Here is a 24,261-nt window from a genome sequence, read left to right as displayed (position 1 = left end):
GATTTCTTTCGAACCCGTCAAGCAGTCAGAGAAATTATTTTCATCAGCGACTGCGAGAATCTCGCCGTCAAATGAAAACTGGCTTTTGCTAGTTATTCATCTGACCACCTCGGCATACCCTCCGAGGCGGCTGTTCAGAACGATGTCGTGAACAGCGAAGACCGCTAGTCTAGCACGAGTTTTTTCACCGGCGCAACTCCCCCGTACGACTTGCTTGGGGAGGTGCGATGTTCGACCGCAGCCGCCCGAGCAGGCGCGGCTCAATGCAGGCGGGACTGCGGCGCAAGTACTTCCAGAGCCACTTTCGCGGGTTCATCGCTCTCCAGGATGCGAGGCAGCGCAGCAGCCAACCGTGGCACGTCCGCCCGCAGGACCCGTTGCTTGACCGAAGGGATCTGCGACGGGTGCATCGAGAAACTGGTGAGTCCCATGCTCAGGAGCAGATCGGTGAAGGCGGCATCGCCCGCCATTTCGCCGCAGACACTGACTTCCTTCCCGGCCGCTCGCGCCTGCGCGATCGAATGCGCCAGTAGATGGAGGACTGCGGGATGCCACGGGTCATAGAGATGGGCGACCGCCTCATCGGCACGGTCGATGGCCAGCGTGTATTGAATGAGGTCGTTGGTCCCGATCGACACGAAGTCCACATGCCTGAGCAGCTGCGGCAGCATGATCGCCGCCGCGGGCACCTCCACCATCACGCCGAGTTCGACTTCGCCATAAGCCTGCCCCGCCTCGTCGAGCTGCGCCTTCACTCGTTTGGCGGCCTCCTGGACCTGACGGATCTCACCCAGATGGGCGACCATCGGGATCAGCAGCTTCACCTTGCCGAACGCGCTCGCCCGATAGATCGCACGCAGTTGCTGGCGGAACATGCTCGGCTCCGCCAGACTCCATCGGATCGCCCGCAGGCCCATGGCCGGGTTGAGCACATGTTCGTGCCGGAGCTCGTTGACCGACATCCGGTCCAGTGGCTTGTCGGCGCCGATATCAACCGTGCGGATCGTCACCGGCAGACCGGCCATCGCTTCGACCGCACTCTTATAGGCGGCGAATTGCTCTTCCTCGCTGGGCAGGTCGCCGTCGCGGTTCATGAAGAGGAACTCACTGCGGAACAGCCCCACGCCAGTTGCGCCGGACGCCAGCGCCGCCACCGTGTCGCCCGGCAACTCGATATTGGCGTGCAGTTCGATTCGCTGCCCATCCATGGTGATCGCCGGCGTGTGCCGCAGGCGAGCGAGACGTGCGTTCTCCAGTTCCGACTGCCGCTGCCGGAAGCGGTATTCCTCCAGCACGATGGGGGACGGGTTGACGATCACCGTCCCCGCGTCGCCATCGATGATGACCCAATCGTCCTGGCGGATCAGCCGCGAGGCCTCTCGCGTTCCCACCACGGCGGGGATGGCCATGCTGCGCGCCACGATCGCGGTATGTGAGGTCTTCCCCCCGATGTCGGTGATGAAGCCCTGAAAGACGCTGCGCTTGAACTGGATCATGTCGGCGGGCGCGATGTCGGCGGCCACCAGCAGCAGCGGATCCTCTCCGGCGAAGTCCCGTGCCACCACGGCGGCCGGTCCACCGGCGGGCGCATCGTCCAGTTCCGCGGCGAGGGCGGCCAGGATGCGCTCGACCACCTGTTCCAGATCCGCCTTGCGCTCGCGCAGGTAGTCGTCTTCCATTTCGTCGAACTGACGCGCCAGGACTTCCAGCTGCGCCGACAGCGCCCATTCGGCGTTGTAGTGGCGATCGACGATCCAATCGCGAGCCGTGTCGACGAGCGCCTCGTCGTTCAGCAGCAGCAGGTGGACATCCAGCAGCGCGTCGAGTTCGTGCGGCGCGTCCTCCGGCAGTTCGGCCTTCAGCCCCTGCAATTCACGGGTGACCACATCGCGGCCCCGCACCAGACGGGCGTACTCCTGCTCCGCATCGGCGGCGGCGATGAAGTAATGCGCGACGTCGACGCGGCTGGAGGCAACCAGCACCGCGCGGCCGATCGCCACGCCGCGAGAAACGGGAATGCCGAAGACCTGGAAACTCATGCGCCGACTTTAGCAGCGGGTTCCGAATCCCCCGGTGGACGAAGGTGAACTCCGCGAAAACCTCTGTGGAGCCGGCGTCAATCACCCCGATGCATGAACGTGACGAGGCCGCGACTGTCACGGTTCGTTCACTTGAGGGTCACCGACGCGTCACCCCGCCCGCTCAGCATCGCGGCCATCACTTCAGCGAGGCTTTGCCATGAGGGATCTGCCGCTGCCTACCCTGCCCTTCTCCGATCTGCGCCCTGTCGAAGCGCCTCGGAGGTCACTTCCAGCCAGTTCGCAAGACGTCGCTGTCGATGCTGCGCGCACTCGCTTCCACGTGGGTTGGGCGCGCACGGAGGACGAAGTCCGCCAGGCCCAGCGCCTGAGGTACCAGGTCTTCGTCGATGAGATGGGCGCGCGCCTGAGCGTGCCGGCCGGCGCGCCCGCCGGGCACGACATCGACCTCTTCGACCCCTTCTGCGAGCACCTGCTGGTGCGCACGCTCGACAAGCACGGACAGCCCGGCGAGGTGATCGGCACCTACCGGGTGCTGACGCCGGAGGCGGCCCGCCGCGCCGGCGGCCTCTACAGCGAAACCGAGTTCGACCTGACCCGCCTGCGCTCGCTGCGTCCGCGCATGGTTGAACTGGGCCGCTCCTGCGTTCACCCGGATCATCGCAACGGCGGCGCCATCATGGCGCTGTGGGGCGCCCTCACCGAATTCATGGTGCGCAACGACCTGGACACGATGATCGGCTGCGCCAGCATCAGCATGCGCGACGGCGGTCACTACGCCGCCAGCCTGTGGCGCCAGCTGGACGCCAGTCACATGGCGGACATCGCCTGGCAAGTGCGCCCGCGCCTGCCGCTGCCGGTCGACGAGCTACGTCAGGACCTGGTGGTCGAGCCACCGCCCCTGATCAAGGGCTACCTGCGGGTCGGCGCGCGCATCCTCGGCCGGCCGGCGTGGGATCCGGACTTCAATACCGCCGACCTGCCGATGATCATGCGCATCGCGGATCTGCCGGCGCGGTACCGGAAGCACTTCCTGGGGCGTTGAGCACACGTTGAGCACAGCGCTGCGAAGCCGGAGCGCCGGTACCCCGCTCCGCTCAATCGCCTCCTCACGCTCGGCATTCGCTCCGCAGGGTACCGGCGCTCCGGCTTCTTCGGATCGCGCGGTTCGTGGGGGCGATTGAAGGGACTGGCGTTCGCCTTACTGGCCTTCGCCGAACTTGTCGTTGACCAGCGCCGTGATCGCGTCATGCGCGGGCTGTTCGTCCTCGCCGGAGGTCTCGAGTTCGACCTCCGCGCCGATGCCCGCCGCCAGCATCATGACGCCCATGATGCTCTTGGCATTCACGCGACGGCCGTTGCGGGTCATGAAGACCTCCGCCTTGAATCCTCCCGCCAACTTCGTCAACTTCGCCGAGGCCCGGGCATGCAGGCCCAGCTTGTTGCTGATGGTGAGGGTCGACTTGATCATGTGCAGGAAGGATGGGACGAGGAATTGTTGGAGGCGCAGGGCGCCGTCGCGTCGCACAGGATGCCCTGGGTGCCGCCCTGGCTGGCGCGCTGGACCAGCGCCTCCAGGCCTTCGCCGGCGTAGCACAACGAGCGCCACAGCATCGGCACGTTGACGCCGGTCAACACCTTCACCTGCTCGCCCTGCAGGCGCAGCGCCGCATTCGTCGGTGTCGCGCCGTAGACGTCGGTCAGCACGAGGGTCTGCTGGTGTCCGGAAGCGATGATCAGCGCGCGCGCCTGCGACTCGACGTCGTCGGCGCTCATCTCAGGCGTCACGTCCAGCACCCTCAGCTGCAGCGAGCAATGCGGGAACGTGTGCTCGGCCACCTGCTTCAGCGCGGTGGCCAGCGGGGCGTGAGCGATCAACAGCAGGCCGGACATGGCGATCATTATCGTGCGGCGCAGCATGGTGCGGGCGTGGCTCGCACAAACCCTCAATCGTGGGGAGGATGCAGCCCCCCGCCCTCAGGGCGGCAGTTCCACCGACCCGAGGAATACGTCCCAGGCTTCCGGGTCGAGGCGTTCGCCTTGCATCAGCAACTGATACAGCCGTCCCCCGCGGGAGAACACCGCCTGCCGCACCTGCTGGCGGGGCTGGCCGGCGCGAGCCTCGAACGATTGCTGGAACGCTTCCGGATCGGCCGCGATACCGCGCACGCCCAAGGGCGCGGACGCCTGCGGGACCATTTGCCGGGCGATGCCCTCATGCATGCGACGCATCGCCGCGGACGTCGCCCCGGCCTCCCGGAGATCCGTCCAGGTCAACGAGAACTGGGCCCCCCGCGCCTTGCAGCTCAGTGACCGCACGGCGACCGCCTGACCCGCCGGGCCGGGCTGCGTACGCTCCTCGCGGTCTGGCTTGCAAGGAAACATCAATTGCATCTGCGCCCCTTCCGGGCTCACCTTGCGCCAGTTCAACGCCGGACTGCACCCGGCTGCCAGCACCAGCGGGACGATCGAAACAAGCAGGGACAACGAACGCATCGGACGATTATCGAGGGCGTGACGACGACGCGCGCGCGCCCGGTGCGGCCCACCGCAGCATCCCCCACAATGCCCCGATGAGCGAAGCGAACTCTCCCACGCCCTCCGCCATGGCCCTGACGGGCGTGCGCGTGCTGGATCTCTCCCGCGTGCTGGCGGGCCCCTGGTGCACGCAGACGCTGGCCGATCTCGGCGCGGACGTGATCAAGGTCGAGCGCCCGCCAAAGGGCGGCCACCCAGGGGGGGATGACACCCGCGGATGGGGGCCTCCCTATCTGAAGGACCGGGGCGGGCAGGACACCGCCGAGGCGGCCTACTACCTCGGCGCGAACCGCAACAAGCGTTCGGTCGCGATCGACATCGCCAGCCCACGGGGTCAGGACTTGATCCGGGAGCTGGCGCGACGGGCCGACGTCCTGGTCGAGAACTACAAGGTCGGCGACCTGACCCGCTACGGGCTCGACGCCGCGGCGCTGCTCGAGATCAATCCGCGCCTCGTGTTCTGCTCGGTGACCGGCTTCGGCCAGACCGGGCCATACCGTGATCGCGCCGGTTACGACTACGCGGTCCAGGGCCTGGGCGGACTGATGAGCGTCACCGGCGAGGCCGACGCGCTGCCCGGCGGCGGGCCGCAGAAGGTCGGCGTGGCGGTGGCCGATCTCTTCACCGGCATGTATGCGACGGTCGCGATCCTCGCCGCGCTCCGCCACCGGGACGCGACAGGCCAGGGTCAGGTCGTCGACATGGCGCTGCTGGACACGCAGGTCGCGATGCTGGCCAACCTCGGCGCCAACTACCTGACGACCGGCAAGGCGCCGCGCCGCATGGGCAACGCCCACCAGAACATCGTGCCGTACCAGGTCTTCCAGGCCAGCGACGGGCACCTGATCGTCGCGGTGGGCAACGACGGTCAGTTCGTCAAGTTCTGCGAGCTCCTCGGCCTGCCGGACCTCCCCCGTGATCCGCGCTACTCGACCAATTCGCAGCGGGTCCGGCATCGGGACGACCTGGTCCCGATGCTGGCCGCCCGCGTCGCCGAAAGACCTCGGCAGCATTGGCTCGATGCGATGGAAGCGGCGAAGGTCCCGGGCGGGGCGATCAACGACCTGGCTGAAGTCTTCGACGACCCACAGGTCCAGCACCGAGGCATGGTGGTGTCGATGGCGCATCCGCAGAGCGATGCGCTGCGGGTGGTCGCCAGTCCGATGAAGCTGTCGGAGACACCCGTGGCCTACCGATTGCCCCCGCCGTTGATGGGGCAGCACACCGACGAGGTTCTCGCCGAGCTCGGACACGGCCCCGACGCGATCGCCGCATGGCGCGAGGAAGGGGTCATCGCATGAGCAGCAAGGATCCGGCGCAGGTCCGGAATGAGGAATCTCCCGGCAAGGGCGTGAACATCGTGCTGGTGCACGGTGCCTGGCTGGGCGCCTGGGCATGGAAACGGGTGCTCGGACCGTTGCGCGCGGCCGGGCATCACGTGTTCCCGGTGACGTTGAGCGGCGTCGGCGAACGGGCCCATCAACCGCATGCGGACATCCGCCTGCAGACGCACATCGACGATGTGAAGGCGGTCATCGAGTGCGAGGAACTGGCCGATGTCCTGCTCGTCGGCCACAGCTACAGCGGCATGGTGATCACCGGCGTCGCCGATCAGATGCCGGACCGCATCTCGCGACTGGTCTACCTGGACGCCGTGGTGCCGGAACCGGGCGAGTCCTGGTCCAGCCGCCACACGCCGGAAACCCAGATACAGCGCCGCGAGTTGATCTCGAAGTTCGGCCACCTGCCGGTGACCGAGCCCAACGGCATGGGCCTGAAGCCGGACGACTTCGACTGGATGATGCGCTGCCAGCGCCCGCAGCCCGGCGGCGTCTATGACAGCCCGCTCGACTTCGACCAGGCGGCGTGGCTGAAGCGCCCACGCACCTTCATCGACTGCAACCGTCCGGCCCTCCTCACCATCGCCGCCGCGCGTGAACGCGCGCGCAGCCAGCCCGGCTGGGAGCTCTTCGAGATCCCCACCGGTCATCAGGTCATGGTTTCCGCTCCAAAGGAACTCACTGAACGTCTCCTGATGCTCGCTGACCGCCAGGCCCAGGAGCCCTGACGGCGTCCTCGGTAGCAACACCGTCGAAGGACGGCAATGGATGGGGACGGCAGGTCGTGAGGTTTCCGCGCTTGCCGCGGGGGCCTCATGACCTGGCGGCCAACGCTCGGCGCAAGCAGTCCATGAACGTCCGCCATCCGCCCCCGACACCCGAGCAATCGTGAGCCATTTCACGCCATCCACCCAGGGGGGCGATTGCCCCCGAGTCACGGGATGGCCTCCCCCGGGACCGCGCGGAACCATGGCGCCTCCCTGCCCCGGCATGCCGCCGGAGGCTCACAAGAACGAGAGAGCATGTCCCGCCCGCCCCCCTCCATTGCCGCGCCGTTGGCTGCCAATGACATGGCGCAGCCCCCGAGCGATTCGCAATGGGGCGACATCGTCCAGCAGCTCGGCGCCGAGATCGCCGGCCCGTTGAGCGCGGCGCTGGAGCGGATCCACACGCTGATCAGCACGGGCCAGATCGATCGCCAGGGCTTGCGGGCGCTGCGCGACTCGGTGGCGCAGGCACGCGAGGCGGGCATGGTGAGTCAGCAGCTGGCGCGGCTGGCATCGGGACGGTTGAGGCTGTCCCGCGAGCGCGTGCCGCTGACGCAGGTGCTGCGCGGCGTGCTGACGCAGCGCAGCCGCGAGACGCAGGCCCGCGGCATCCAGATCCGGCAGCTGCTGCAGCCGATCGAGGTGGTCACCGACGCGTCGCTGCTGTTTTCGCTGCTGAACGCGGTGATGGACTGGGCGCTCGCCAACACGCATTCCTCGCTGGAGATGCGGCTGGACGTGACGCCGTGGCCCGCCAAGGCGCGACTGATGTGTCGCTTCGCCCACCGCTCGCTGGACCTGGGCAGTGCCCCGTCGGCGGTGATCAACGCGCCGCCGGAGTCGCTGAACTCGCTGCACTGGCGCCTGATCGAGCAGACCGCGCTGACCCTCGGCGCGCTGCCGCTGCGCGACGACGAAGCCGGCATCACGATGCTGACGCTGGAGTTTCCGCATGTCGCCGTCGACGAGCCCGCCGCGCCGCACGAACTGGCGCCGCCGGCCCGGCCGGAACGGCCCGAGCTCGACGATCCGACGCCGTCGCACAACTCCAAGCCGCTGGCAGGCTGCCATCTGTTGATCGTCTCGCCGCGCCGCGAGGTGCGTCAGGAGATCCAGAACGCCGTGCACCACATGGGATTGATCATCGACGCCGTCGGCTCGATGGACGAGGCGCTGCAGTTCTGCGAGGAGGGGCTGCCACACGGCATCGCTTTCGAGCAGTCGATGCGCGACGCCGACTTCGACCGCCTGCGCGCCGACATCACCGGCGAGGTGCCCAGCTTCAGCTTCATCGAAGTGCTGGACGGCGATCAGCAGACGCAGCTGTCCACGGCCACGGCGGACCACATGGCGCGGATCTCGCGCCAGAACCTGCAGGACGCCCTGCCGTCGGTGCTGCTGTTCGAGTTGTCCAAGGCGCTCTGACGCCCAGGCAAGCCGACCCGGAGCCGCCCCTCGGCGCCGCCCCTCGCCGCCGCCTTGGGCGGGCACCCGGCTTAAGCCCCTCCAAAGTGGCGGGCCGACACCCTCGCGCATACACTCGCGCACCATGAAGCTGCCTCGCTGGTCCGGACTCCTGCTGCTGGTTGCCGCCGTCGGTGTCGGCGCCGGCCTCGCCTATGAGGGCTTGAAGCCCGAACCTGCCCCGCAGGTGAACTACGTGCTGCTCGACGGCTCGAAGCACGCCTCCGCGCAGGCGTGGCCCGGCAAGGTGATGCTGGTCAATTTCTGGGCGACCTCCTGCACGACCTGCGTCAAGGAAATGCCGCAGGTGATCGCGACGCACCAGAAGTACAAGGACAAGGGTTTCGACACGCTGGCCGTGGCCATGAGCTACGACCCGCCGGCCTACGTCGCCAACTACGCCGAGACGCGCAACCTGCCCTTCGGCGTCGCGATGGACAGCACCGGCGAGATCGCCCGCAGCTTCGGCAAGGTGCAGCTCACACCGACCACCTTCCTGATCAACAAGCGCGGCGAGATCGTCAAGCGCTTCGTCGGCGAACCCGACTTCGCCGCGCTGCACGGCACGATCGAGAAGCTGCTCGCCGACAGCTGAGCCCGCGCCGCCCCACCGATCCATGCCGCTTTCGAGCGGCATTTTTCATGGTCGGACCGCCCCGTCGACCAGGCGCGGATCGCCGGTCGACGCGAGGCCAGGACGGCGTCGATGCTCCCCTCGTGATCCCCTCGAATGCGCGGGTTAGCCCCGACGCTTTGCGATTCTTTTCCTCGGGTACACCAGGGTGCTGTCGCCAGATACTAGGGTAGCGACATAGCAAGCATCGCCCGCCCGAATGAACACGAACAAGAACCTGCCCGGCACGCCGGGGACTGTCATCTCCCCGCTTTCCCACGCGTTCACGCACCGGCGACAGCGAGGTCGGGCGACGCCCTGGGTCCTCGGCCTTCTCGTGCTGGCCGTCGCGGCCGGCGGCTGGTGGTGGTGGAAGGGCCGCGGCGCCGACGGCGCGGCGGGCGGACCCGCCTCGGCCGCCAGCGGACCGGGCGGTGCCGGCGGCCCCGGTGGGGGTGGTCCCGGTCGCGGCGGCCGCTTCGCCGCCAACCGCGTGCAGCCCGTGTCGGTGATGCCCGCGCGGCTGCAGGACATCCGCCACACCGCCGCCGCGATCGGCACGATCAGCGCGTCCAACACCGCCGTCGTGCGCGCGCAGGTCAGCGGCGTGCTGCAGCAGATCCATTTCACCGAAGGCCAGCAGGTCAAGGCCGGCCAGACGCTCGCACAGATCGACCCGCGCGCGTTCCAGGCCGCGCTCGGCCAGGCCGAAGGCCAGCTCGCCCGCGACAAGGCCACGCTGGACAACGCCCGCATCGACCTCACGCGCTACCAGGACCTGCTCGCCAAGGACGCGATCGCGCGCCAGCAGGTCGACACGCAGCAGGCCACGGTCAACCAGCTTGTCGGCACGGTCAAGGCCGATCAGGCCGCCGTCGACAGCGCGCGGCTGCAGGTCACCTACAGCCGGGTGCAGGCGCCGATCTCGGGCCGCGTCGGCCTGAAGCAGGCGGACATCGGCAACGTCGTGCAGACCGGCGACACCAACGGCATCGTCAGCATCACGCAGACGCGCCCGATCGCGCTGACCTTCGCCGTCCCCTCGGCGCTGCTGCCGCAGGTCAGTGCCGGATTGAAGGGCAAGACCGCGATGACGGTCGAGGCCTGGAGCCGCGACGGCAAGACGCGCCTGGCCACCGGCAAGCTCGCGACCGCCGACAACGCGATCGACATCACCACCGACACGATCAAGCTCAAGGCGCTGTTCCCGAACGACGACGATGCGCTGTTTCCCAACCAGTCGGTCAGCGTGAAGCTGCAGCTCGCGACCGAGCAGAACCGCCTGGCCGTGCCGGCTGCCGCGGTGCTGCGCGGCGCGCAGGGCTTCTACGTCTACGTCGTGGGCGCGGACAACGCCGTCACCACGCGGGTCGTGCAGACCGGCGCGGTCGACGGCGACTGGATGGCCGTGGACGGCAAGGTCGAACCGGGTGATCGCGTCGTCATCGATGGCGTCGACCGGCTGCGCGAAGGCGCGAAGGTCGAGGTCATCGCCGCCGATCCGAAGCAGCGCGCCGGCGCGAACGCGGCACCGCGTCGCGGCCGTGGCGCGAGCGCACCGGGCGGCGCCGCTTCCGGCGCTTGGGGCGAAGGCCGCAGGGCTTCGGGCGCGTCGTCGCCCCAGGGCTCCGGCAATCCGGCCGACGCCGCGGTGCGCGCGCCGACGGCGGAAGCTCGCAATGACGCGGCGCAGTCCGGCGGCGAACGTCCCGCCTGGCTGGACCGCCTGCCGCCCGATGTCCAAGAGAAGGTCATGAAGATGAGTCCCGCCGAGCGGGAAGCCTGGATCGCCGAGCGACGCGCCGAACGCGCGAAGCGGCAGGCGGCCTCGGGCGGCGGCAACTGATCGAGGCCCGGCCATGGCCATGAACCCGTCCCGTCCCTTCATCGAGCGGCCGGTCGCGACCTCGCTGCTGATGCTGGCCATCCTGCTGGCCGGCCTGCTCGCCTACCGGCTGCTGCCGCTGTCCGCGCTGCCGGAGGTCGACTACCCGACCATCCAGGTCACGACGCTCTATCCGGGCGCGAGCCCCGACGTCATCTCGACCACCGTCACCGCGCCGCTGGAGCGCCAGTTCGGCCAGATGCCGGGTCTGAGCCAGATGACCTCGTCGAGTTCGGGCGGCGCCTCGGTGATCACGCTGCGCTTCTCGCTGGGCCTGTCGCTGGACGTCGCCGAGCAGGAAGTGCAGGCCGCGATCAACGCCGGCAGCAACCTGCTGCCCAGCGATCTGCCGATGCCACCGGTCTACAGCAAGGTCAACCCGGCCGACGCGCCGGTGATGACGATCGCCGTGACCTCGCCATCGCTGCCGGTGATCAAGGTCCACGACCTGGTGGAGAACCGGCTCGCGCCCAAGCTGTCGCAGGTGGACGGCGTGGGCCTGGTCAGCATTGCCGGCGGCCGACGGCCCGCCGTGCGCATCCAGGCGAATCCGCGAGCGCTGGCGGCACTGGGACTGTCGCTGGACGATGTGCGCAGCGCCATCGCCTCGGCCAACGTCAACCAGGCCAAGGGCAGCTTCGACGGCGCGCAGCGCGCGTCGACGATCGATGCCAACGACCAGTTGCGCTCCGCCGCCGAATACCAGAACCTGATCATCGCCTGGAAGAACGGCAACCCGCTGCGCCTGAACGACGTCGCGGAGATCGTCGACGACGCCGAGAACCTGCGCCTGGCGGCCTGGGCCGACACGACGCCCGGCGTGATCCTGAACGTGCAGCGTCAGCCCGGCGCCAACGTGATCCAGACCGTCGACCGCGTGAAGGCGCTGTTGCCCAAGCTGCAGGGCACGCTGCCCGCGTCCGTGGACGTGCAGATCCTGTCCGACCGGACGACGACGATCCGCGCCTCGGTCGACGACACCGAGATCGAGCTGCTGCTCGCGATCGTGCTGGTGGTGGCGGTGATCTTCCTGTTCCTGCGCAGCGGCAGCGCCACGCTGATCCCGAGCGTCGCGGTGCCGCTGTCGCTGATCGGCACCTTCGGCGTGATGTACCTCGCCGGCTTCTCGATCAACAACCTGACGCTGATGGCGCTGACCATCTCGACCGGCTTCGTCGTCGACGACGCGATCGTCATGATCGAGAACATCGCCCGCTACGTCGAGGAGGGCGACTCGCCGATGGAGGCGGCCATCAAGGGCTCGAAGCAGATCGGCTTCACCATCATCTCGCTGACGGTCTCGCTGATCGCGGTGCTGATCCCGCTGCTCTTCATGGGCGACGTCGTCGGCCGCCTGTTCCATGAGTTTGCGATCACGCTGGCGGTGTCCATCCTGATCTCGGCCTTCGTCTCGCTGACGCTGACGCCGATGATGAGCGCCCGGCTGCTGAAGCCCGAGGTCGAGCAGAAGCACTCCCGCCTGGGCACCTGGTTCGGCGAGAAGTTCGACGCCATGATCCGGGCCTACGGCCGCGGCCTGGACTGGGTGCTGGACCGTCCGGTGCTGACGCTGCTGGGCTTCTTCGGGACGCTGGCGCTGACGGCGTTGCTGTACGTCGTCGTGCCCAAGGGCTTCTTCCCGGTGCAGGACACCGGCCTGCTGCAGGTCATCACCGAGGCGACGCAGAGCACCTCCTTCGACGCGATGAGCGAGCGCCAGCAGAAGCTCGCCGAGGTCTTCCTGAAGGATCCCGACGTCGACCACATCGCGTCCTTCATCGGCGTCGACGGCGCCAATGCGTCGCTGAACACCGGCCGCATGCAGATCACGCTGAAGCCGTTCTCGACGCGTCATGCGTCCGCGACGGAGATCATCGCGCGGCTGGGCGACGCGAACCGGCAGGTGCCGGGCATCACCGCCTACATGCAGCCGGTGCAGGACCTGACGATCGAGGACCGCATCTCCAAGACGCAGTACCAGTTCCTGCTGAGTTCGCCGGACTCGGGCGACCTGCAGAAGGCCAACGACCAGTTGCTGGAGCGGCTCAAGCAATTGCCGCAGCTGGCCGACGTCGCCAGCGACCTGCAGAACCAGGGCCTGCAGGCCTGGGTGCAGATCGACCGCGAGGCGGCCGGCCGGCTCGGCGTGACGATCGCGGCGATCGACACCGCGCTCTACAACGCCTTCGGCCAGCGGCTGATCTCGACGATCTACACGCAGTCCAGCCAGTACCGGGTCGTGCTCGAAGCGGCGCCGGAGTTCCGCAGCGGACCGCGCGCGCTCGAAGGCCTGTACGTGCCCGGCAGCACGACGACGACCGGCGCCACCGGCATGGCGTCGACCACCTCGGTTCAGGTGCCGCTGAGCTCGGTCGCGCAGATCGTCGAGCGCCCCGCCGCGCTGGCGATCAACCACGTCGCGCAGTTCCCGGCCGCGACGATCTCGTTCAACCTGCCGCCGGGCGTCGCGCTCGGCGATGCGGTGAACGCGATCAAGGCGGAGCAGGCCCAGCTCGACCTGCCCATCAGCGTCGAGACCAGCTTCCAGGGCGCGGCGGAGGCCTTCAGCAACTCGCTGTCGAGCACGCTGTTCCTGATCCTGGCGGCGGTGGTCACGATGTACATCGTGCTGGGCGTGCTCTACGAGAGCTACATCCACCCGGTCACCATCCTGTCGACGCTGCCGTCGGCCGGCGTCGGCGCGTTGCTGGCGCTGCTGCTCGGCGGGCTGGACCTGGGGATCATCGCGATCATCGGCATCGTGCTGCTGATCGGCATCGTCAAGAAGAACGCGATCATGATGATCGACTTCGCGCTCGAGGCCGAGCGCGAGCAGGGACTCGAGCCGCGCGCCGCGATCCACCAGGCCTCGCTGCTGCGCTTCCGCCCCATCCTGATGACGACGATGGCCGCGCTGCTGGGCGCGTTGCCGCTGATGCTGGGCACCGGCGTCGGCCATGAACTGCGGCACCCGCTGGGCGTGACCATGGTCGGCGGCCTGATCGTGAGCCAGCTGTTGACGCTGTTCACGACGCCGGTGATCTACCTGGGCTTCGCGCGGATGGCGCAGCGCTGGCGCGAGCGCCGCGGCGTGAAGCGCGAGACGCGCGCCGCCGAGGAACGCCGTGGTCCGGACGCGCCCCAGATCGCCGATCCGGCCGGGCCCATCGGTGCGGTCGGCCCGATCGCTCCGGCCGGCCCCGTCGGACCGGCGGGTCCTGGCGGAGACCTGCGATGAATATTTCAGCGCCGTTCATCGCCAGGCCGGTCGCGACGACGCTGATCACGATCGGCATCGCGCTGGCGGGGATGCTCGGGTATCACTTCCTGCCGATCGCGCCGCTGCCGCAGGTGGACTTCCCGACGATCTCGGTGTCCGCCTCGCTGCCGGGCGCGAGTCCGGACACGATGGCCGCGACCGTGGCGACGCCGCTCGAACGCGCGCTCGGCAGCATCGCCGGCGTCACCGAGATCACGTCGCGTTCCGCGCTGGGATCGAGCAACGTCACGCTGCAGTTCGACCTGAGCCGCGACATCGATGGTGCCGCGCGCGACGTGCAGGCCGCGATCAACGCGGCGCGCACGCTGCTGCCGACCGGCATGCCGAGCAACCCGACCTACCGCAAGGTGAACCCGGCCGACGCGCCGATCATGATCCTGGCGCTGACCTCGCAGACGCTGACGCGCGGCCAGATGTACGACACCGCGTCCACCGTGCTGGCGCAGCGGCTGGCGCAGGTCGGCGGCGTCGGGCAGGTCAACGTCGGCGGCGGCGCGCTGCCGGCGGTGCGGGTCGAGCTCAACCCGGACAAGCTGGCCGCGAACGGCATCTCGCTGGACCAGGTGCGCCAGGCCATCACCAACACCAACGCGAACCGGCCCAAGGGTGCCGTCGAGGAGTCGGGCCGCTACTGGCAGGTCGGCGCGAACGACCAGGCGCGCACCGCCTCCGAATACGCGCCGGTGGTGCTCTCCTACCGCGACGGCGCCGCGCTGCGGCTGCGCGATGTGGCGGACGTCAGCGACTCGGTCCAGGACGTGCGCAACTACGGCGCCTCCAACGGCCAGCCGGCGATCCTGCTGTTCATCCAGAAGGAGCCGGGCGCCAACATCATCGAGACGGTGCAGCACGTGCGCGAGCTGCTGCCGCGGCTGCAGGCCTCCATCCCGCCCGCGATCGACCTCAAGGTCATCAGCGACCGCACGCCCACCATCCGCGCCTCGCTGGACGAGGTGCAGCGCGCGATGGCGATCGCGGTCGGCCTCGTCATCCTGGTGGTGCTGCTGTTCCTGCGCAGCTGGCGCGCGACGCTGCTGCCCGCGGTCGCCGTGCCGGTGTCGCTGGCCGGCACCTTCGGCGTCATGTACCTGTGCGGCTACAGCCTGGACAACCTGTCGGCGATGGCGCTGACGGTGGCCACCGGCTTCGTCGTGGACGACGCGATCGTGGTGCTCGAGAACATCACCCGCTACATCGAGCAGGGCCTGCAGCCCGTCGAGGCCGCGCTGCGCGGCGCGCGCGAGATCGGCTTCACGGTGATCTCCATCAGCCTGTCGCTGGTGGCGGTGTTCATCCCCATCCTGCTGATGGGCGGCGTCGTCGGGCGCCTGTTCCGCGAATTCGCCGTCGTGCTGTCGGCCTCCATCCTGGTGTCGATGATCGTGTCGCTGACGACGACGCCGATGATGGCCTCGCGCGTGCTGAAGCCGCGCAAGGAACCCGAGCCGGGCGCCGCGACGAAACGCAAGGGCTGGTTCGCGCGCGCCGCGGGACGGTTCAACCGCGTGCTGGCGCGCGGCTACCGGCGCTCGCTGATGTGGACGCTGCGGCACCAGCCGGTGGCGCTGCTGTCGCTGGTGGCGGTGGTCGCCCTGAACGTGCATCTCTACGGCGCGATCCCCAAGACTTTCTTCCCCCAGCAGGACACCGGCGTGCTGATCGGCGGCGTGCAGGCGGACCAGGGCAGCTCCTTCGAGATGATGCGCAAGCGGGTCGACCGCTTCATGGAGATCATCCTGTCCGATCCGGCGGTGGAGAACGTCAACGGCAACACCGGCGGCGGGCAGCGCAACGGCGCGAATTTCTACATCACGCTCAAGCCGCTGAAGGAACGCAAGGTCTCGGCGGACCAGGTCGTGAACCGGCTGCGCGACAAGATGGCGCACGAGCCCGGCGCCAACCTGTTCCTCGTGCCGGTGCAGGACATCCGCATCGGCGGCCGGCAGGCCAACGCGCAGTACCAGTTCACGCTGCAGGCGGACGACCTGGAGGTCCTGCGCGAATGGGAGCCGCGCGTGCGCAACGCGCTGTCGCAACTGCCGGACCTGACCGACGTCAACACCGACCAGCAGGACAAGGGCGTGCAGACCTCGCTGGTCATCGATCGGGACGCGGCCGCGCGGCTCGGCGTGACGGTGAGCACCATCGACACGACGCTGAACAACGCCTTCGGCCAACGCCAGGTCGGCGTCATCTACAACCCGCTGAACCAGTACCGCGTGGTGATGGAGCTGGCCCCGCAGTACCTGCAGGGGCCGGAGACGCTGCGCAAGCTCTACGTCACGAGCAGCACGGGCGCGCAGGTGCCGCTGTCGGCGTTCAGCCGCTTCGAGACGACCAACACGCCGCTGTCGGTGAACCACCAGAGCGGCTCGCCGGCGTCCACGATCAGCTTCAACCTGCCCGAGGGCGTGTCGCTGTCGCAGGCCACGGACGCGATCGGCAACGCGATGTCGGAGCTGGGCGTGCCGGTCTCGGTGCGCGGCACCTTCGCGGGCACCGCCAACGCATTCCAGGACGCGCTGAAGTCGCAGCCGATCCTCATCGGCGCGGCCATCATCGCGATCTACCTGGTGCTGGGCATGCTCTACGAGAGCCTGGTGCATCCGGTGACCATCCTGTCGACCCTGCCGTCGGCGGGCGTGGGCGCGCTGCTGGCGCTGATGATGTTCAACACGGAGTTCTCGATCATCGCGTTGATCGGCGTGATCCTGCTGATCGGCATCGTCAAGAAGAACGCGATCATGATGATCGACTTCGCCATCGCGCGGCAGCGCACGACGGCGCACCTGACGGCGGGCGCGGCGATCTTCCGCGCCGCGAAGCTGCGGCTGCGGCCGATCCTGATGACGACCTTCGCCGCGATTTTCGGCGCGGTGCCGCTGGCGCTGGACAGCGGCGACGGCGCCGAGCTGCGCAAGCCGCTGGGCATCGCGATCGTCGGCGGCCTGATCCTGAGCCAGGTGCTGACGCTCTACACGACGCCGGTCGTCTTCGTGACGATGGAGCGGCTGCGCCAGCGCGTGATGAAGCGCCGCGCGGCCAGGCGCGCCGCGAAGGTCGCCAAGGCCTCGAACGCCGCGCCCCCGATGAATCCCGAGCCGCCCCCGGCTCCGACCCTGCAGGGCTGAGACATGCAGACCCCGATGATGATGAATGCCCCCTCCGCCCGCCCGCGCGCGGCCCTCACCACGATCGCGGCAGCGGCGGCGACCGCGGCGCTGATCGCCTTGATGAGCGGCTGCGCGGTGACGCGCGTCGATCCGCCCGCGCCGGTCGCGGCGCCGGCGCAGTTCAAGGAAGACGCGCTCTGGAAGCAGGCGCGCCCCGCCGCCGCGGAGCCGGTGCCCGAGCAGTGGTGGACGCTGTTCGATGACCCCGTGCTCAACGACCTGCAGCACCGGCTGGTGATCGGCAACGAGAATCTGAAGGCGGCCATCGCGCAGGTGGCCGGCGCCCGCGCCGCGCTGGAGGCGAGCCGCTCGGCGCTGTTCCCCACGCTGTCCGTCGGCGTCTCCGGCACGCGCAGCGCGAGCCCGGACGGCAACGTCACCAACGGCTCGATCAACCGCGGACCGACCAACAGCGTGCAGGCCTCGCTGAACGCGAGCTGGGAGCCCGACCTCTGGGGACGGCTGCGCCTGGCGAGCGAGGGCGCGAGCGCCTCGCTGCAGGCGAGCGCCGACGACCTCGCCGCGGCGCGGCTCAGCGCGCAGGCCACGCTGGCGCAGACCTACTTCTCGCTGCGGACCGCCGAAGCACAGGAAGCGCTCTACGACCGCAGCGTGAAGGCGTATCAGCGTTTCCTCGACCTCACGCAGGCGCGTTACCAGAGCGGCGTCGCCGCCCGCAGCGACGTGCTGCAGGCGCAGACGCAACTGCGCTCGGCGGAGGCGCAGCTGCTGGAGACGTGCTCGACGCGCGGCCAGCTGGAGCACGCGATCGCGGTGCTGCTGGGGCTGCCGCCGTCGGCGCTGGACCTGGCGAAGAACGCGGCGCTGCCCAAGCCGCCGGCGGTGCCGGAGATGCTGCCTTCGCAGTTGCTGGAGCGCCGGCCCGACATCGCGGCCGCGCAGCGGCGCGTGGCGGCGGCGTACTTGCAGATCGGCGTCGCGGACGCGGCGTACTTCCCGTCGCTGACGCTGTCGGGCAGCGCCGGCTATCGCAACAGCACGCTGACGGACCTGCTGTCCGCGCCCAACCTGTTCTGGTCGCTGGGCCCGTCGCTGGCGCAGGCGATCTTCGACGGCGGCCAGCGCAAGCTGGCGAGCGCGCAGGCGCGCACGAGCGCGGAGGTCGCGACGTCGACCTATCGCCAGACGGTGCTGACGGCGCTGCAGGAGGTCGAGGACAACCTCATCCTCACCAACCATCTGCGCGAGGAAGCGCGGCTGCAGCAGGAGGCGCTCGACGCCGCGCAGCGCAACCTCGAACTGGTGACGGACCAGTACCGTGCGGGCACGGTGTCCTTCCTGGACGTCACGACCGCGCAGAACAGCGCCTTCAACGCGGAGGCTTCGCTGCTGTCGGTCCGCAACCGTCAGCTGGCGGCGATCAACCTGCTGCTGAAGAACGTGGCGGGGCGCTGGACGCCGGCCTGACGGGCGCTCAAGGGCGTTCTCCCCAGCCGAAGCAGGACTGCGGCAGCGCATCAAAGCAAAACGGCTCCCGCCAGGGAGCCGTTTTGCATGGCGTTCGATGGGTCAGGCCGCGGAAGCCTTCTCCGCTTCCACCTTCTCCAGCGCGGCATGCGCCTGCTGGTCCGCGTGGTAGCTGGAGCGCACCATCGCACCGACCGCCGCGTGCGTGAAGCCCATCTTGTAGGCCTCTTCCTCGAACATCTTGAAGGTGTCCGGGTGCACGTAGCGACGCACCGGCAGATGGTGACCCGACGGGGCCAGGTATTGCCCGATCGTCAGCATGTCGATGTCGTGGGCGCGCATGTCGCGCATGACCTGGAGGATCTCCTCGTCCGTCTCGCCCAGGCCGACCATGATGCCGCTCTTGGTCGGCACGCCCGGCACCGCTTCCTTGAAACGCTTCAGCAGGTTCAGGCTGAACTGGTAGTCCGAGCCCGGACGCGCTTCCTTGTACAGGCGCGGCGCGGTCTCCAGGTTGTGGTTCATCACGTCCGGCGGCGCGGCCTTCAGGATGTCCAGCGCGCGGTCCATGCGGCCGCGGAAGTCGGGCACCAGCACCTCGATCTGCGTGCGGGGACTCAGCTCGCGCACCTTGCGGATGCACTCGGCGAAATGGCCGGCGCCGCCGTCGCGCAGGTCGTCGCGGTCCACGCTGGTGATCACCACGTAGTTCAGCTTCAGCGCCGCGATCGTCTTGGCCAAGTTGAGCGGCTCGTCCACGTCCAGCGGATCCGGCCGGCCGTGGCCGACGTCGCAGAACGGGCAGCGCCGCGTGCACTTGTCCCCCATGATCATGAAGGTCGCCGTGCCCTTGCCGAAGCACTCGCCGATGTTGGGGCAGGACGCTTCCTCGCAGACCGTGTGCAGCTTGTGCTCGCGCAGGATCTGCTTGATCTCGTAGAAGCGCGTCGACGGCGAACCGGCCTTCACCCGGATCCAGTCCGGCTTCTTCAGCTGTTCCGCCGGAATGATCTTGATCGGGATCCGCGCCGTCTTGGCTTGCGCCTTCTGCTTGGCGGTCGCGTCGTAGTCGGACGCGCTCTTGGCTTCGTGGGTGACGTTCTCGGTTGCCATCAGGCGTTCTCTCGGTTGCCTTGTTCCGGGCCTCAGGGTTGGAGCTGGGCGGCGAGCCGATCTCCGAACCGCTGGGCCACCGTGGCCCAGTCCGTGAAAACCCCGAGTGTACCGAGGTCCACCGTTTGAAGCCCTGCGTATCCGCACGGATGGATGCCCAGGAAGGGCTTCAGGTCCATCGCGACATTCAGCGCGACGCCGTGATACGTGCAGTGCCGGCTGATCTTGATCCCCAGCGCCGCGACCTTGCCCAGTCCGCGGAACGGGTCCGCCGGGTTGGCCGGCCCGGTCAGGGCGGCATGCGCCCCCGGGTCGTCCAGCCGCACATAGATGCCAGGCGCCCCGGCCACGCGGTGACCCGTCACGCCGAAGCCGTCCAGCGTCTGGATCACGGCGGTCTCGAGTCGGAACACGTATTCCTTGACGAAGATGCCCAGCCGCTTCAGGTCCACCAGCGGGTAGGCGACCACCTGACCGGGGCCGTGGTACGTCACCTGTCCGCCGCGGTTGGTCTGCACCACCGGAATGCCTTGAGGATCCAGGACGTTGTCGGCCTGGCCGGCCAGGCCCTGGGTGTAGACGGGGTCGAATTCGCAGAGCCAGAGCTCGTCCGGCGTGTCCGGACCGCGCGTCTCGGTAAAAGCGCGCATCGCCTCCAGCGTGGCCGCATAGTCGACGCGGCCCAGGGTCTTGATCAGCATCCCGGCATGCTAGCCGCGATGGCTCTAGCATCGCCGGCATCGGGACATTCAGGAGCCGCGCCATGCCGCGTCACATCACGGCCCTTGCCGCGCTCGCGGTCTGCTGCCTCGCGCTGCAGGGCGGCACCGCGTCGGCCGCCAGCGTCACGCTCGAACAGGCCCTCGCGACCTATGAGCGCGGAGACCTCCGCGCCGCTGAAAAGCAGTTCCGCGCGCTGTCGCAGCAAGGCCTGGCACTGGGCGACTACAACCTCGCGATGATGCATCTGCGCGCGGAAGTGCCGAAGCCCGACCCCAAGCTGGCGCGCCAGCTGCTCGTGCGCGCCGCCGACCGTGGCCTCGTCCGCGCGGAGCTGGCGCTGGGCCAGTTCCACGAACAAGGCGCCGACGGCAAGCAGGACCTGGTCCAGGCCCAGTCCTGGTACCTGAAGGCGGCCGAGCACGGCAGCGTCGACGCGCAGGTGGCCGTGGCCACCGCGTTCTATCTCGGTCGCGGTGCCGGGAAAGACTTCCCGCAGGCCGCGCAGTGGTACCGCGAAGCGGCCAAGGGCGGCGACGTCGGCGCGCAGTACCTGATCGCGTCGATGTACGAGTCGGGCCTGGGTGTCGAGCGCGATCTGCGACTGGCGCGCTACTGGTACGACATCGCGGCACGCAACGGCGACGAGGCCGCACCGTACAAGCTCAAGGCGGTCGACGACGCGCTGGCCGCCGACGCCGGCTCGGTCTGAGCGTTAGAGAACCACCTTCACCATCGGGTGCGTGGTGAGCGTGCGATAGAGCTCGTCGAGCTGCTCGCGGCTGGTGGCGGTGACGGTGATCGTCACGCCCAGGTACTTGCCGCCCGAACTCGGGCGCTTCTCCACCCTCGACACGTCGAAGGCCGGATCGAACTGCTGCGCGACGCTGACGATCGCCTCGACGAAGCCCTCCACATGCGCGCCCATCACCTTGATGGGGAACTGCGACGGGTACTCGATGAGCGACTGCTCGGGCGGGATCGGGGCGTTGTTGAAGCTGGTCATGATGGGGAATTCAAGTGGAGTCGGTCAGCGGCTTTGCAAGACCTTGGCCCGCTGATAGGCCTCGTGGAGCTTCGCGTAGACCGGGCCCGGCTTGCCGCGCAGCGCGCCATGGCCGACCTGGTCGTGGTCGAGCCGCGTGACCGGTGCGACTTCCTTGCTGGCGGAGGTCAGCAGGATCTCGTCCGCGGTGCTCAGCTCGGTCTCCGCGATCGGGCGCAGGTTGCAGGCGATGCCGAGTTCCTCGCAGAGCTCCTTGAGCAGACGCACGCGGATGCCTTCGAGCAGCGTCTCGCCCGGCGGCGGCGTCAGCAGCGCACCGTCACGCACGATCCAGACGTTGCTGCTGGAGCCTTCGGTCACGTAGCCGTCGCGGATCAGCACGGTCTCGTCGGCATCCTGATCGGCGGCCGCCTGCCGCGCCAGCACGTTGCCCAGCAGCGAGATGCTCTTGATGTCGCCGCGCTGCCAGCGGAAATCGCGCGCCGTCACGCAGCTCAGGCCCTGGTGGCGCTGCTCCGGCGTCAGCGCGTGCAGCGGCTGTGTGTACGCGAGCACCGTCGGCTCCAGGTCCTTGGGCATCGCATGGCCGCGCGCCGCGACGCCGCGGGTGACCTGCAGGTAGATCATCTGGTCCTCGACCTCCGGCAGGTGCGCGACCAGGCTGCGGAACAGGTCCAGCCAGGCTTCACGCTCGTAGGGGTCCTCGATGCGCAACGCCTTCAGGCTGCGACCGAGCCGGTCGAGGTGATCGTCGACGCGAAACAGCCGGCGCGCGTAGACGGGGATCGACTCGTAGACGCCGTCGCCGAAGAGGAATCCCCGGTCCATCACCGGCACCCGGGCATCGCCGAGCCGGCCCAGGTGGCCGTTCAGGTAGCAGGGCAGGTCAACCCAGGGCATGGTCATCAGTGGCTCCCGCTGTGTGGTCACGCCGAAGCCACCGACTGTACGCCGCCGGCCCGGCTCGCCAACCCCGGCAAGCGAGGGGCCTTGGCCGACAGGCCCGTCGCCACGGCCCGACCGGGCCATGGCGCCAGCACCTCGCCGACCCGCGGGTCTTCGGGTCTTACTTGATCCAGAGCCGGATCGCGTCCCAGGCGCGGCCGAAGATGCCGGCCAGCGGCACCTCCTGCTGCACGACCAGCGGCACCTCGGCCACCGGCGCGCCACCCGCGGTCGTCACCTTCAGCGTGCCCACGCGCTGGTTCAGCGCCAGCGGCGCGACCAGCGGGTCGGTGCGCTGGATGTCGGTCTTGAGCTTGCCGCCCTCGCCGCGCGGCACCGCGACGAAGACCGCGTCGGCCGCGCCCAGCTTGGCTTCCGGCACGGCGCCCTTCCAGACCTTGACGGTCGTGATCGGCTGGTTCTTCTCGAACAGGCGCACCGCGTCGAAGGCCGAGTAACCCCAGTTCAGCAGCTTCTGGCTCTCGGTCGCGCGCGCCTCCTTCGAGGCCGTGCCCATGACCACGCTCAGCAGGCGGCGCTTGCCGTTGGGCACGTCGCGCTGCGCGCTGGCAGCCAGGCAGTAGCCGGCCGCATCGGTGTAGCCGGTCTTGCCGCCGTCCACCGACGGATCACGGCCCAGCAGCATGTTGCGGTTGGACTGGCGGATCTTGTTGAAGGTGTACTCGCGCTTGGAGTAGTAGTCGGCGTAGTACTGCGGGAAGTCCTGGATCACGTGCGAGAAGATCACCGCGATGTCGCGCGCGCTCGTCTTGTGGCCGGGCTCGGTGATGCCGGTGACGTTCTTGAACGCGGTGTTCTTCAGGCCCCAGGCCTGCGCCTGCTTGTTCATCATCGCGACGAACTGCTCGACGGTGCCGCCCACGCCTTCGGCCAGCGCGACCGACGCGTCGTTGCCCGACTGGATGATCATGCCGCGCAGCAGCTCGTCGACCTTGGGCGTCATGGTCGTGTCGATGAACATCAGCGACGGGTCGCCTTTGCGCTCGTCCCAGGCGCGCTTGGAGACGGTCAGCGTCTGGTCCAGCGTCAGGCGCTTGGCCTTGAGCGCGTCGAAGACGACGTAGGCCGTCATCAGCTTGGTCAGCGAGGCGGGATCCTGCGGCGTGTCGGCGTCGCGCTCGGCGAGCGTCTGGTGCGTCGTCAGGTCCAGCAGGACGAAGTTGCGCGCCGCGATCTCGGGCGGCGTCAGCGCCTGCGCCGAGGCGCCGGTCGTCATCACGAAGCTGGACAGGCCCAGGCCGAGGGCCAGGGAGGCAAGGAAGCGTTTCATTCGGGAGAAATCCTCAGGTGCGCGCGTCGCCGACGGCATGCCAGCCGCGCAGCACCAAGTTCTTGAGCAGCGGCAACTGCCCATGGAAGAAATGCCCGACACCGGGCACCACGATGACCGGCAGCGCCTGCGGGCGCGCCCAGTCGAAGACCGCGCTCAGCGGCACCACATCGTCCTGTTCGCCGTGGATCACGACGGTATCGGCCGGCACCGTCGCGACGCCGAAGCGGCTCGCGGCCGGACCGACCAGCAGCAGACGCTCCGCGGGCTGCTCGAGCTTCAGCGCCGCCTGCGACGCGACGAAGCCCCCGAAGGAGAAGCCGGCCAGTGCCAGCGGCTGCGCCGGATCGCGGAACGCGGCGATCACGGCCAGCGCGTCGTCGACCTCGCCGCGGCCTTCGTCCCAGGCGCCGGCCGACTTGCCGATGCCGCGGAAGTTGAAGCGCACCGCGCGATAGCCCAGGTGCACGAACGCACGCGCGATCGTCTGCACCACCTTGTTGTCCATCGTGCCGCCCTGCGTCGGATTCGGGTGGCAGATCACCACCACGCCGCGCAGCGGGCCCGCGTCGACCGCGGGTTCATCGATGGCGCATTCGATCTCGCCGGCCGGGCCGGCGATCTGCCGGCGCTGGGTCTGTGCATTCATGCGAGCGGGC

Annotated in this window: 20 protein-coding genes; 10 read left to right on the top strand and 10 right to left on the bottom strand. The window is 68.9% G+C overall.

The annotated features are described in order from the left end of the window. Window positions 1-260 precede the first annotated feature (260 nt). Window positions 261-2,039: a phosphoenolpyruvate--protein phosphotransferase gene (gene ptsP, locus AC07PR_RS25990; protein ID WP_377159737.1), complete on the bottom strand. Its 1,779-nt coding sequence runs from the start codon at window positions 2,037-2,039 to the stop codon at window positions 261-263. A 199-nt stretch (window positions 2,040-2,238) separates the two neighbouring features. Between ptsP and AC07PR_RS25985 the strand changes: the two genes are divergently transcribed. Next, complete coding sequence (locus AC07PR_RS25985; RefSeq protein WP_483107989.1) at window positions 2,239-3,084, top strand: GNAT family N-acetyltransferase; 846 nt, start codon at window positions 2,239-2,241, stop codon at window positions 3,082-3,084. A 156-nt stretch (window positions 3,085-3,240) separates the two neighbouring features. On the opposite strand, the gene AC07PR_RS25980 is transcribed toward AC07PR_RS25985, so the two are convergent. The 3 genes from AC07PR_RS25980 to AC07PR_RS25970 form a co-directional block, all read right to left on the bottom strand. Next, a complete protein-coding gene (locus tag AC07PR_RS25980; protein ID WP_067281479.1) occupies window positions 3,241-3,510 on the bottom strand; it encodes an HPr family phosphocarrier protein in 270 nt (89 codons plus the stop codon). Then, a complete protein-coding gene (locus tag AC07PR_RS25975) occupies window positions 3,507-3,932 on the bottom strand; it encodes a PTS sugar transporter subunit IIA (RefSeq protein WP_377159735.1) in 426 nt (141 codons plus the stop codon). Before AC07PR_RS25975 ends, AC07PR_RS25980 begins: the two co-directional genes overlap by 4 nt. Window positions 3,933-4,016: 84 nt before the next feature. Further along, window positions 4,017-4,535, bottom strand: a complete 519-nt coding sequence (locus AC07PR_RS25970) for a hypothetical protein (protein ID WP_495137007.1) — start codon at window positions 4,533-4,535, stop codon at window positions 4,017-4,019. A gap of 77 nt (window positions 4,536-4,612) precedes the next feature. Between AC07PR_RS25970 and AC07PR_RS25965 the strand changes: the two genes are divergently transcribed. The 8 genes from AC07PR_RS25965 to AC07PR_RS25930 all read left to right on the top strand — a co-directional run bounded on the left by AC07PR_RS25965 (window position 4,613) and on the right by AC07PR_RS25930 (window position 18,527). Next, window positions 4,613-5,878 (top strand): CaiB/BaiF CoA transferase family protein, encoded by a 1,266-nt coding sequence (locus tag AC07PR_RS25965; RefSeq protein WP_495137006.1) that lies wholly within the window; start codon window positions 4,613-4,615, stop codon window positions 5,876-5,878. Further along, window positions 5,875-6,645: an alpha/beta fold hydrolase gene (locus AC07PR_RS25960; RefSeq protein ID WP_377159731.1), complete on the top strand. Its 771-nt coding sequence runs from the start codon at window positions 5,875-5,877 to the stop codon at window positions 6,643-6,645. Before AC07PR_RS25965 ends, AC07PR_RS25960 begins: the two co-directional genes overlap by 4 nt. Before the next feature lie 294 nt (window positions 6,646-6,939). Then, window positions 6,940-8,109 carry an ATP-binding protein gene (locus AC07PR_RS25955; RefSeq protein ID WP_495137005.1) on the top strand — a complete coding sequence of 390 codons (1,170 nt, stop codon included), beginning with the start codon at window positions 6,940-6,942 and terminating at the stop codon, window positions 8,107-8,109. A gap of 124 nt (window positions 8,110-8,233) precedes the next feature. Then, window positions 8,234-8,743 carry a TlpA disulfide reductase family protein gene (locus AC07PR_RS25950; RefSeq protein ID WP_483107994.1) on the top strand — a complete coding sequence of 170 codons (510 nt, stop codon included), beginning with the start codon at window positions 8,234-8,236 and terminating at the stop codon, window positions 8,741-8,743. 238 nt (window positions 8,744-8,981) lie between these two features. Continuing rightward, entirely contained in the window at window positions 8,982-10,607 is a 1,626-nt protein-coding gene (locus AC07PR_RS25945) for an MdtA/MuxA family multidrug efflux RND transporter periplasmic adaptor subunit (RefSeq protein WP_495137004.1), read from the top strand. A 19-nt stretch (window positions 10,608-10,626) separates the two neighbouring features. Continuing rightward, window positions 10,627-13,884: an MdtB/MuxB family multidrug efflux RND transporter permease subunit gene (locus tag AC07PR_RS25940; RefSeq protein ID WP_495137010.1), complete on the top strand. Its 3,258-nt coding sequence runs from the start codon at window positions 10,627-10,629 to the stop codon at window positions 13,882-13,884. Beyond that, window positions 13,881-17,057, top strand: coding sequence for a multidrug efflux RND transporter permease subunit (locus AC07PR_RS25935; protein ID WP_495137003.1), 3,177 nt, complete (start codon window positions 13,881-13,883; stop codon window positions 17,055-17,057). Before AC07PR_RS25940 ends, AC07PR_RS25935 begins: the two co-directional genes overlap by 4 nt. A 3-nt stretch (window positions 17,058-17,060) precedes the next feature. Continuing rightward, window positions 17,061-18,527: an efflux transporter outer membrane subunit gene (locus AC07PR_RS25930; protein WP_495137002.1), complete on the top strand. Its 1,467-nt coding sequence runs from the start codon at window positions 17,061-17,063 to the stop codon at window positions 18,525-18,527. A 102-nt stretch (window positions 18,528-18,629) separates the two neighbouring features. Here the strand turns inward: AC07PR_RS25930 and lipA are convergent, their stop codons facing one another. Further along, window positions 18,630-19,640, bottom strand: coding sequence for a lipoyl synthase (lipA, locus tag AC07PR_RS25925; RefSeq protein ID WP_421036719.1), 1,011 nt, complete (start codon window positions 19,638-19,640; stop codon window positions 18,630-18,632). Between the two features lie 32 nt (window positions 19,641-19,672). Then, window positions 19,673-20,341, bottom strand: a complete 669-nt coding sequence (gene lipB / locus AC07PR_RS25920; protein WP_495137001.1) for a lipoyl(octanoyl) transferase LipB — start codon at window positions 20,339-20,341, stop codon at window positions 19,673-19,675. 62 nt (window positions 20,342-20,403) lie between these two features. Here lipB and AC07PR_RS25915 point away from each other — a divergent pair, with 62 nt between their 5' ends. Further along, window positions 20,404-21,072 carry a tetratricopeptide repeat protein gene (locus tag AC07PR_RS25915; RefSeq protein ID WP_495137000.1) on the top strand — a complete coding sequence of 223 codons (669 nt, stop codon included), beginning with the start codon at window positions 20,404-20,406 and terminating at the stop codon, window positions 21,070-21,072. A gap of 3 nt (window positions 21,073-21,075) precedes the next feature. Here AC07PR_RS25915 and AC07PR_RS25910 read toward each other — a convergent pair whose 3' ends face one another. From AC07PR_RS25910 to AC07PR_RS25895, 4 genes are all read right to left on the bottom strand, one after another. Further along, window positions 21,076-21,366 (bottom strand): DUF493 family protein, encoded by a 291-nt coding sequence (locus tag AC07PR_RS25910; protein WP_377159717.1) that lies wholly within the window; start codon window positions 21,364-21,366, stop codon window positions 21,076-21,078. A 24-nt stretch (window positions 21,367-21,390) separates the two neighbouring features. Then, window positions 21,391-22,272, bottom strand: a complete 882-nt coding sequence (locus AC07PR_RS25905) for a D-amino acid aminotransferase (protein WP_377159715.1) — start codon at window positions 22,270-22,272, stop codon at window positions 21,391-21,393. 160 nt (window positions 22,273-22,432) lie between these two features. Then, window positions 22,433-23,602, bottom strand: a complete 1,170-nt coding sequence (locus AC07PR_RS25900) for a D-alanyl-D-alanine carboxypeptidase family protein (RefSeq protein WP_377159713.1) — start codon at window positions 23,600-23,602, stop codon at window positions 22,433-22,435. Between the two features lie 13 nt (window positions 23,603-23,615). After that, on the bottom strand, window positions 23,616-24,251 hold the full coding sequence (locus AC07PR_RS25895; RefSeq protein ID WP_483107999.1) for an alpha/beta hydrolase: 636 nt from the start codon (window positions 24,249-24,251) through the stop codon (window positions 23,616-23,618). Window positions 24,252-24,261 lie beyond the last annotated feature (10 nt).

This window comes from Roseateles sp. GW821-FHT09H11 (genome assembly GCF_059415845.1).
The sequence above is the reverse complement of the archived record's forward strand: the minus strand, read 5'-3'. Positions and strand labels throughout refer to the sequence as shown.

Coding starts and splice junctions, on each gene's coding strand:
- AC07PR_RS25940 (WP_495137010.1), top strand. CDS start 10,627: ATGAACCCGTCCCGTCCCTTCATCGAGCGGCCGGTCGCGACCTCGCTG.
- lipB (WP_495137001.1), bottom strand. CDS start 20,341: ATGCTGATCAAGACCCTGGGCCGCGTCGACTATGCGGCCACGCTGGAG.
- AC07PR_RS25980 (WP_067281479.1), bottom strand. CDS start 3,510: ATGATCAAGTCGACCCTCACCATCAGCAACAAGCTGGGCCTGCATGCC.
- ptsP (WP_377159737.1), bottom strand. CDS start 2,039: ATGAGTTTCCAGGTCTTCGGCATTCCCGTTTCTCGCGGCGTGGCGATC.
- AC07PR_RS25900 (WP_377159713.1), bottom strand. CDS start 23,602: ATGAAACGCTTCCTTGCCTCCCTGGCCCTCGGCCTGGGCCTGTCCAGC.
- AC07PR_RS25960 (WP_377159731.1), top strand. CDS start 5,875: ATGAGCAGCAAGGATCCGGCGCAGGTCCGGAATGAGGAATCTCCCGGC.
- AC07PR_RS25985 (WP_483107989.1), top strand. CDS start 2,239: ATGAGGGATCTGCCGCTGCCTACCCTGCCCTTCTCCGATCTGCGCCCT.
- AC07PR_RS25970 (WP_495137007.1), bottom strand. CDS start 4,535: ATGCGTTCGTTGTCCCTGCTTGTTTCGATCGTCCCGCTGGTGCTGGCA.
- AC07PR_RS25965 (WP_495137006.1), top strand. CDS start 4,613: ATGAGCGAAGCGAACTCTCCCACGCCCTCCGCCATGGCCCTGACGGGC.
- AC07PR_RS25930 (WP_495137002.1), top strand. CDS start 17,061: ATGCAGACCCCGATGATGATGAATGCCCCCTCCGCCCGCCCGCGCGCG.
- AC07PR_RS25945 (WP_495137004.1), top strand. CDS start 8,982: ATGAACACGAACAAGAACCTGCCCGGCACGCCGGGGACTGTCATCTCC.
- AC07PR_RS25915 (WP_495137000.1), top strand. CDS start 20,404: ATGCCGCGTCACATCACGGCCCTTGCCGCGCTCGCGGTCTGCTGCCTC.
- AC07PR_RS25905 (WP_377159715.1), bottom strand. CDS start 22,272: ATGACCATGCCCTGGGTTGACCTGCCCTGCTACCTGAACGGCCACCTG.
- AC07PR_RS25895 (WP_483107999.1), bottom strand. CDS start 24,251: ATGAATGCACAGACCCAGCGCCGGCAGATCGCCGGCCCGGCCGGCGAG.
- AC07PR_RS25950 (WP_483107994.1), top strand. CDS start 8,234: ATGAAGCTGCCTCGCTGGTCCGGACTCCTGCTGCTGGTTGCCGCCGTC.
- AC07PR_RS25955 (WP_495137005.1), top strand. CDS start 6,940: ATGTCCCGCCCGCCCCCCTCCATTGCCGCGCCGTTGGCTGCCAATGAC.
- AC07PR_RS25910 (WP_377159717.1), bottom strand. CDS start 21,366: ATGACCAGCTTCAACAACGCCCCGATCCCGCCCGAGCAGTCGCTCATC.
- AC07PR_RS25935 (WP_495137003.1), top strand. CDS start 13,881: ATGAATATTTCAGCGCCGTTCATCGCCAGGCCGGTCGCGACGACGCTG.
- AC07PR_RS25975 (WP_377159735.1), bottom strand. CDS start 3,932: ATGTCCGGCCTGCTGTTGATCGCTCACGCCCCGCTGGCCACCGCGCTG.
- lipA (WP_421036719.1), bottom strand. CDS start 19,640: ATGGCAACCGAGAACGTCACCCACGAAGCCAAGAGCGCGTCCGACTAC.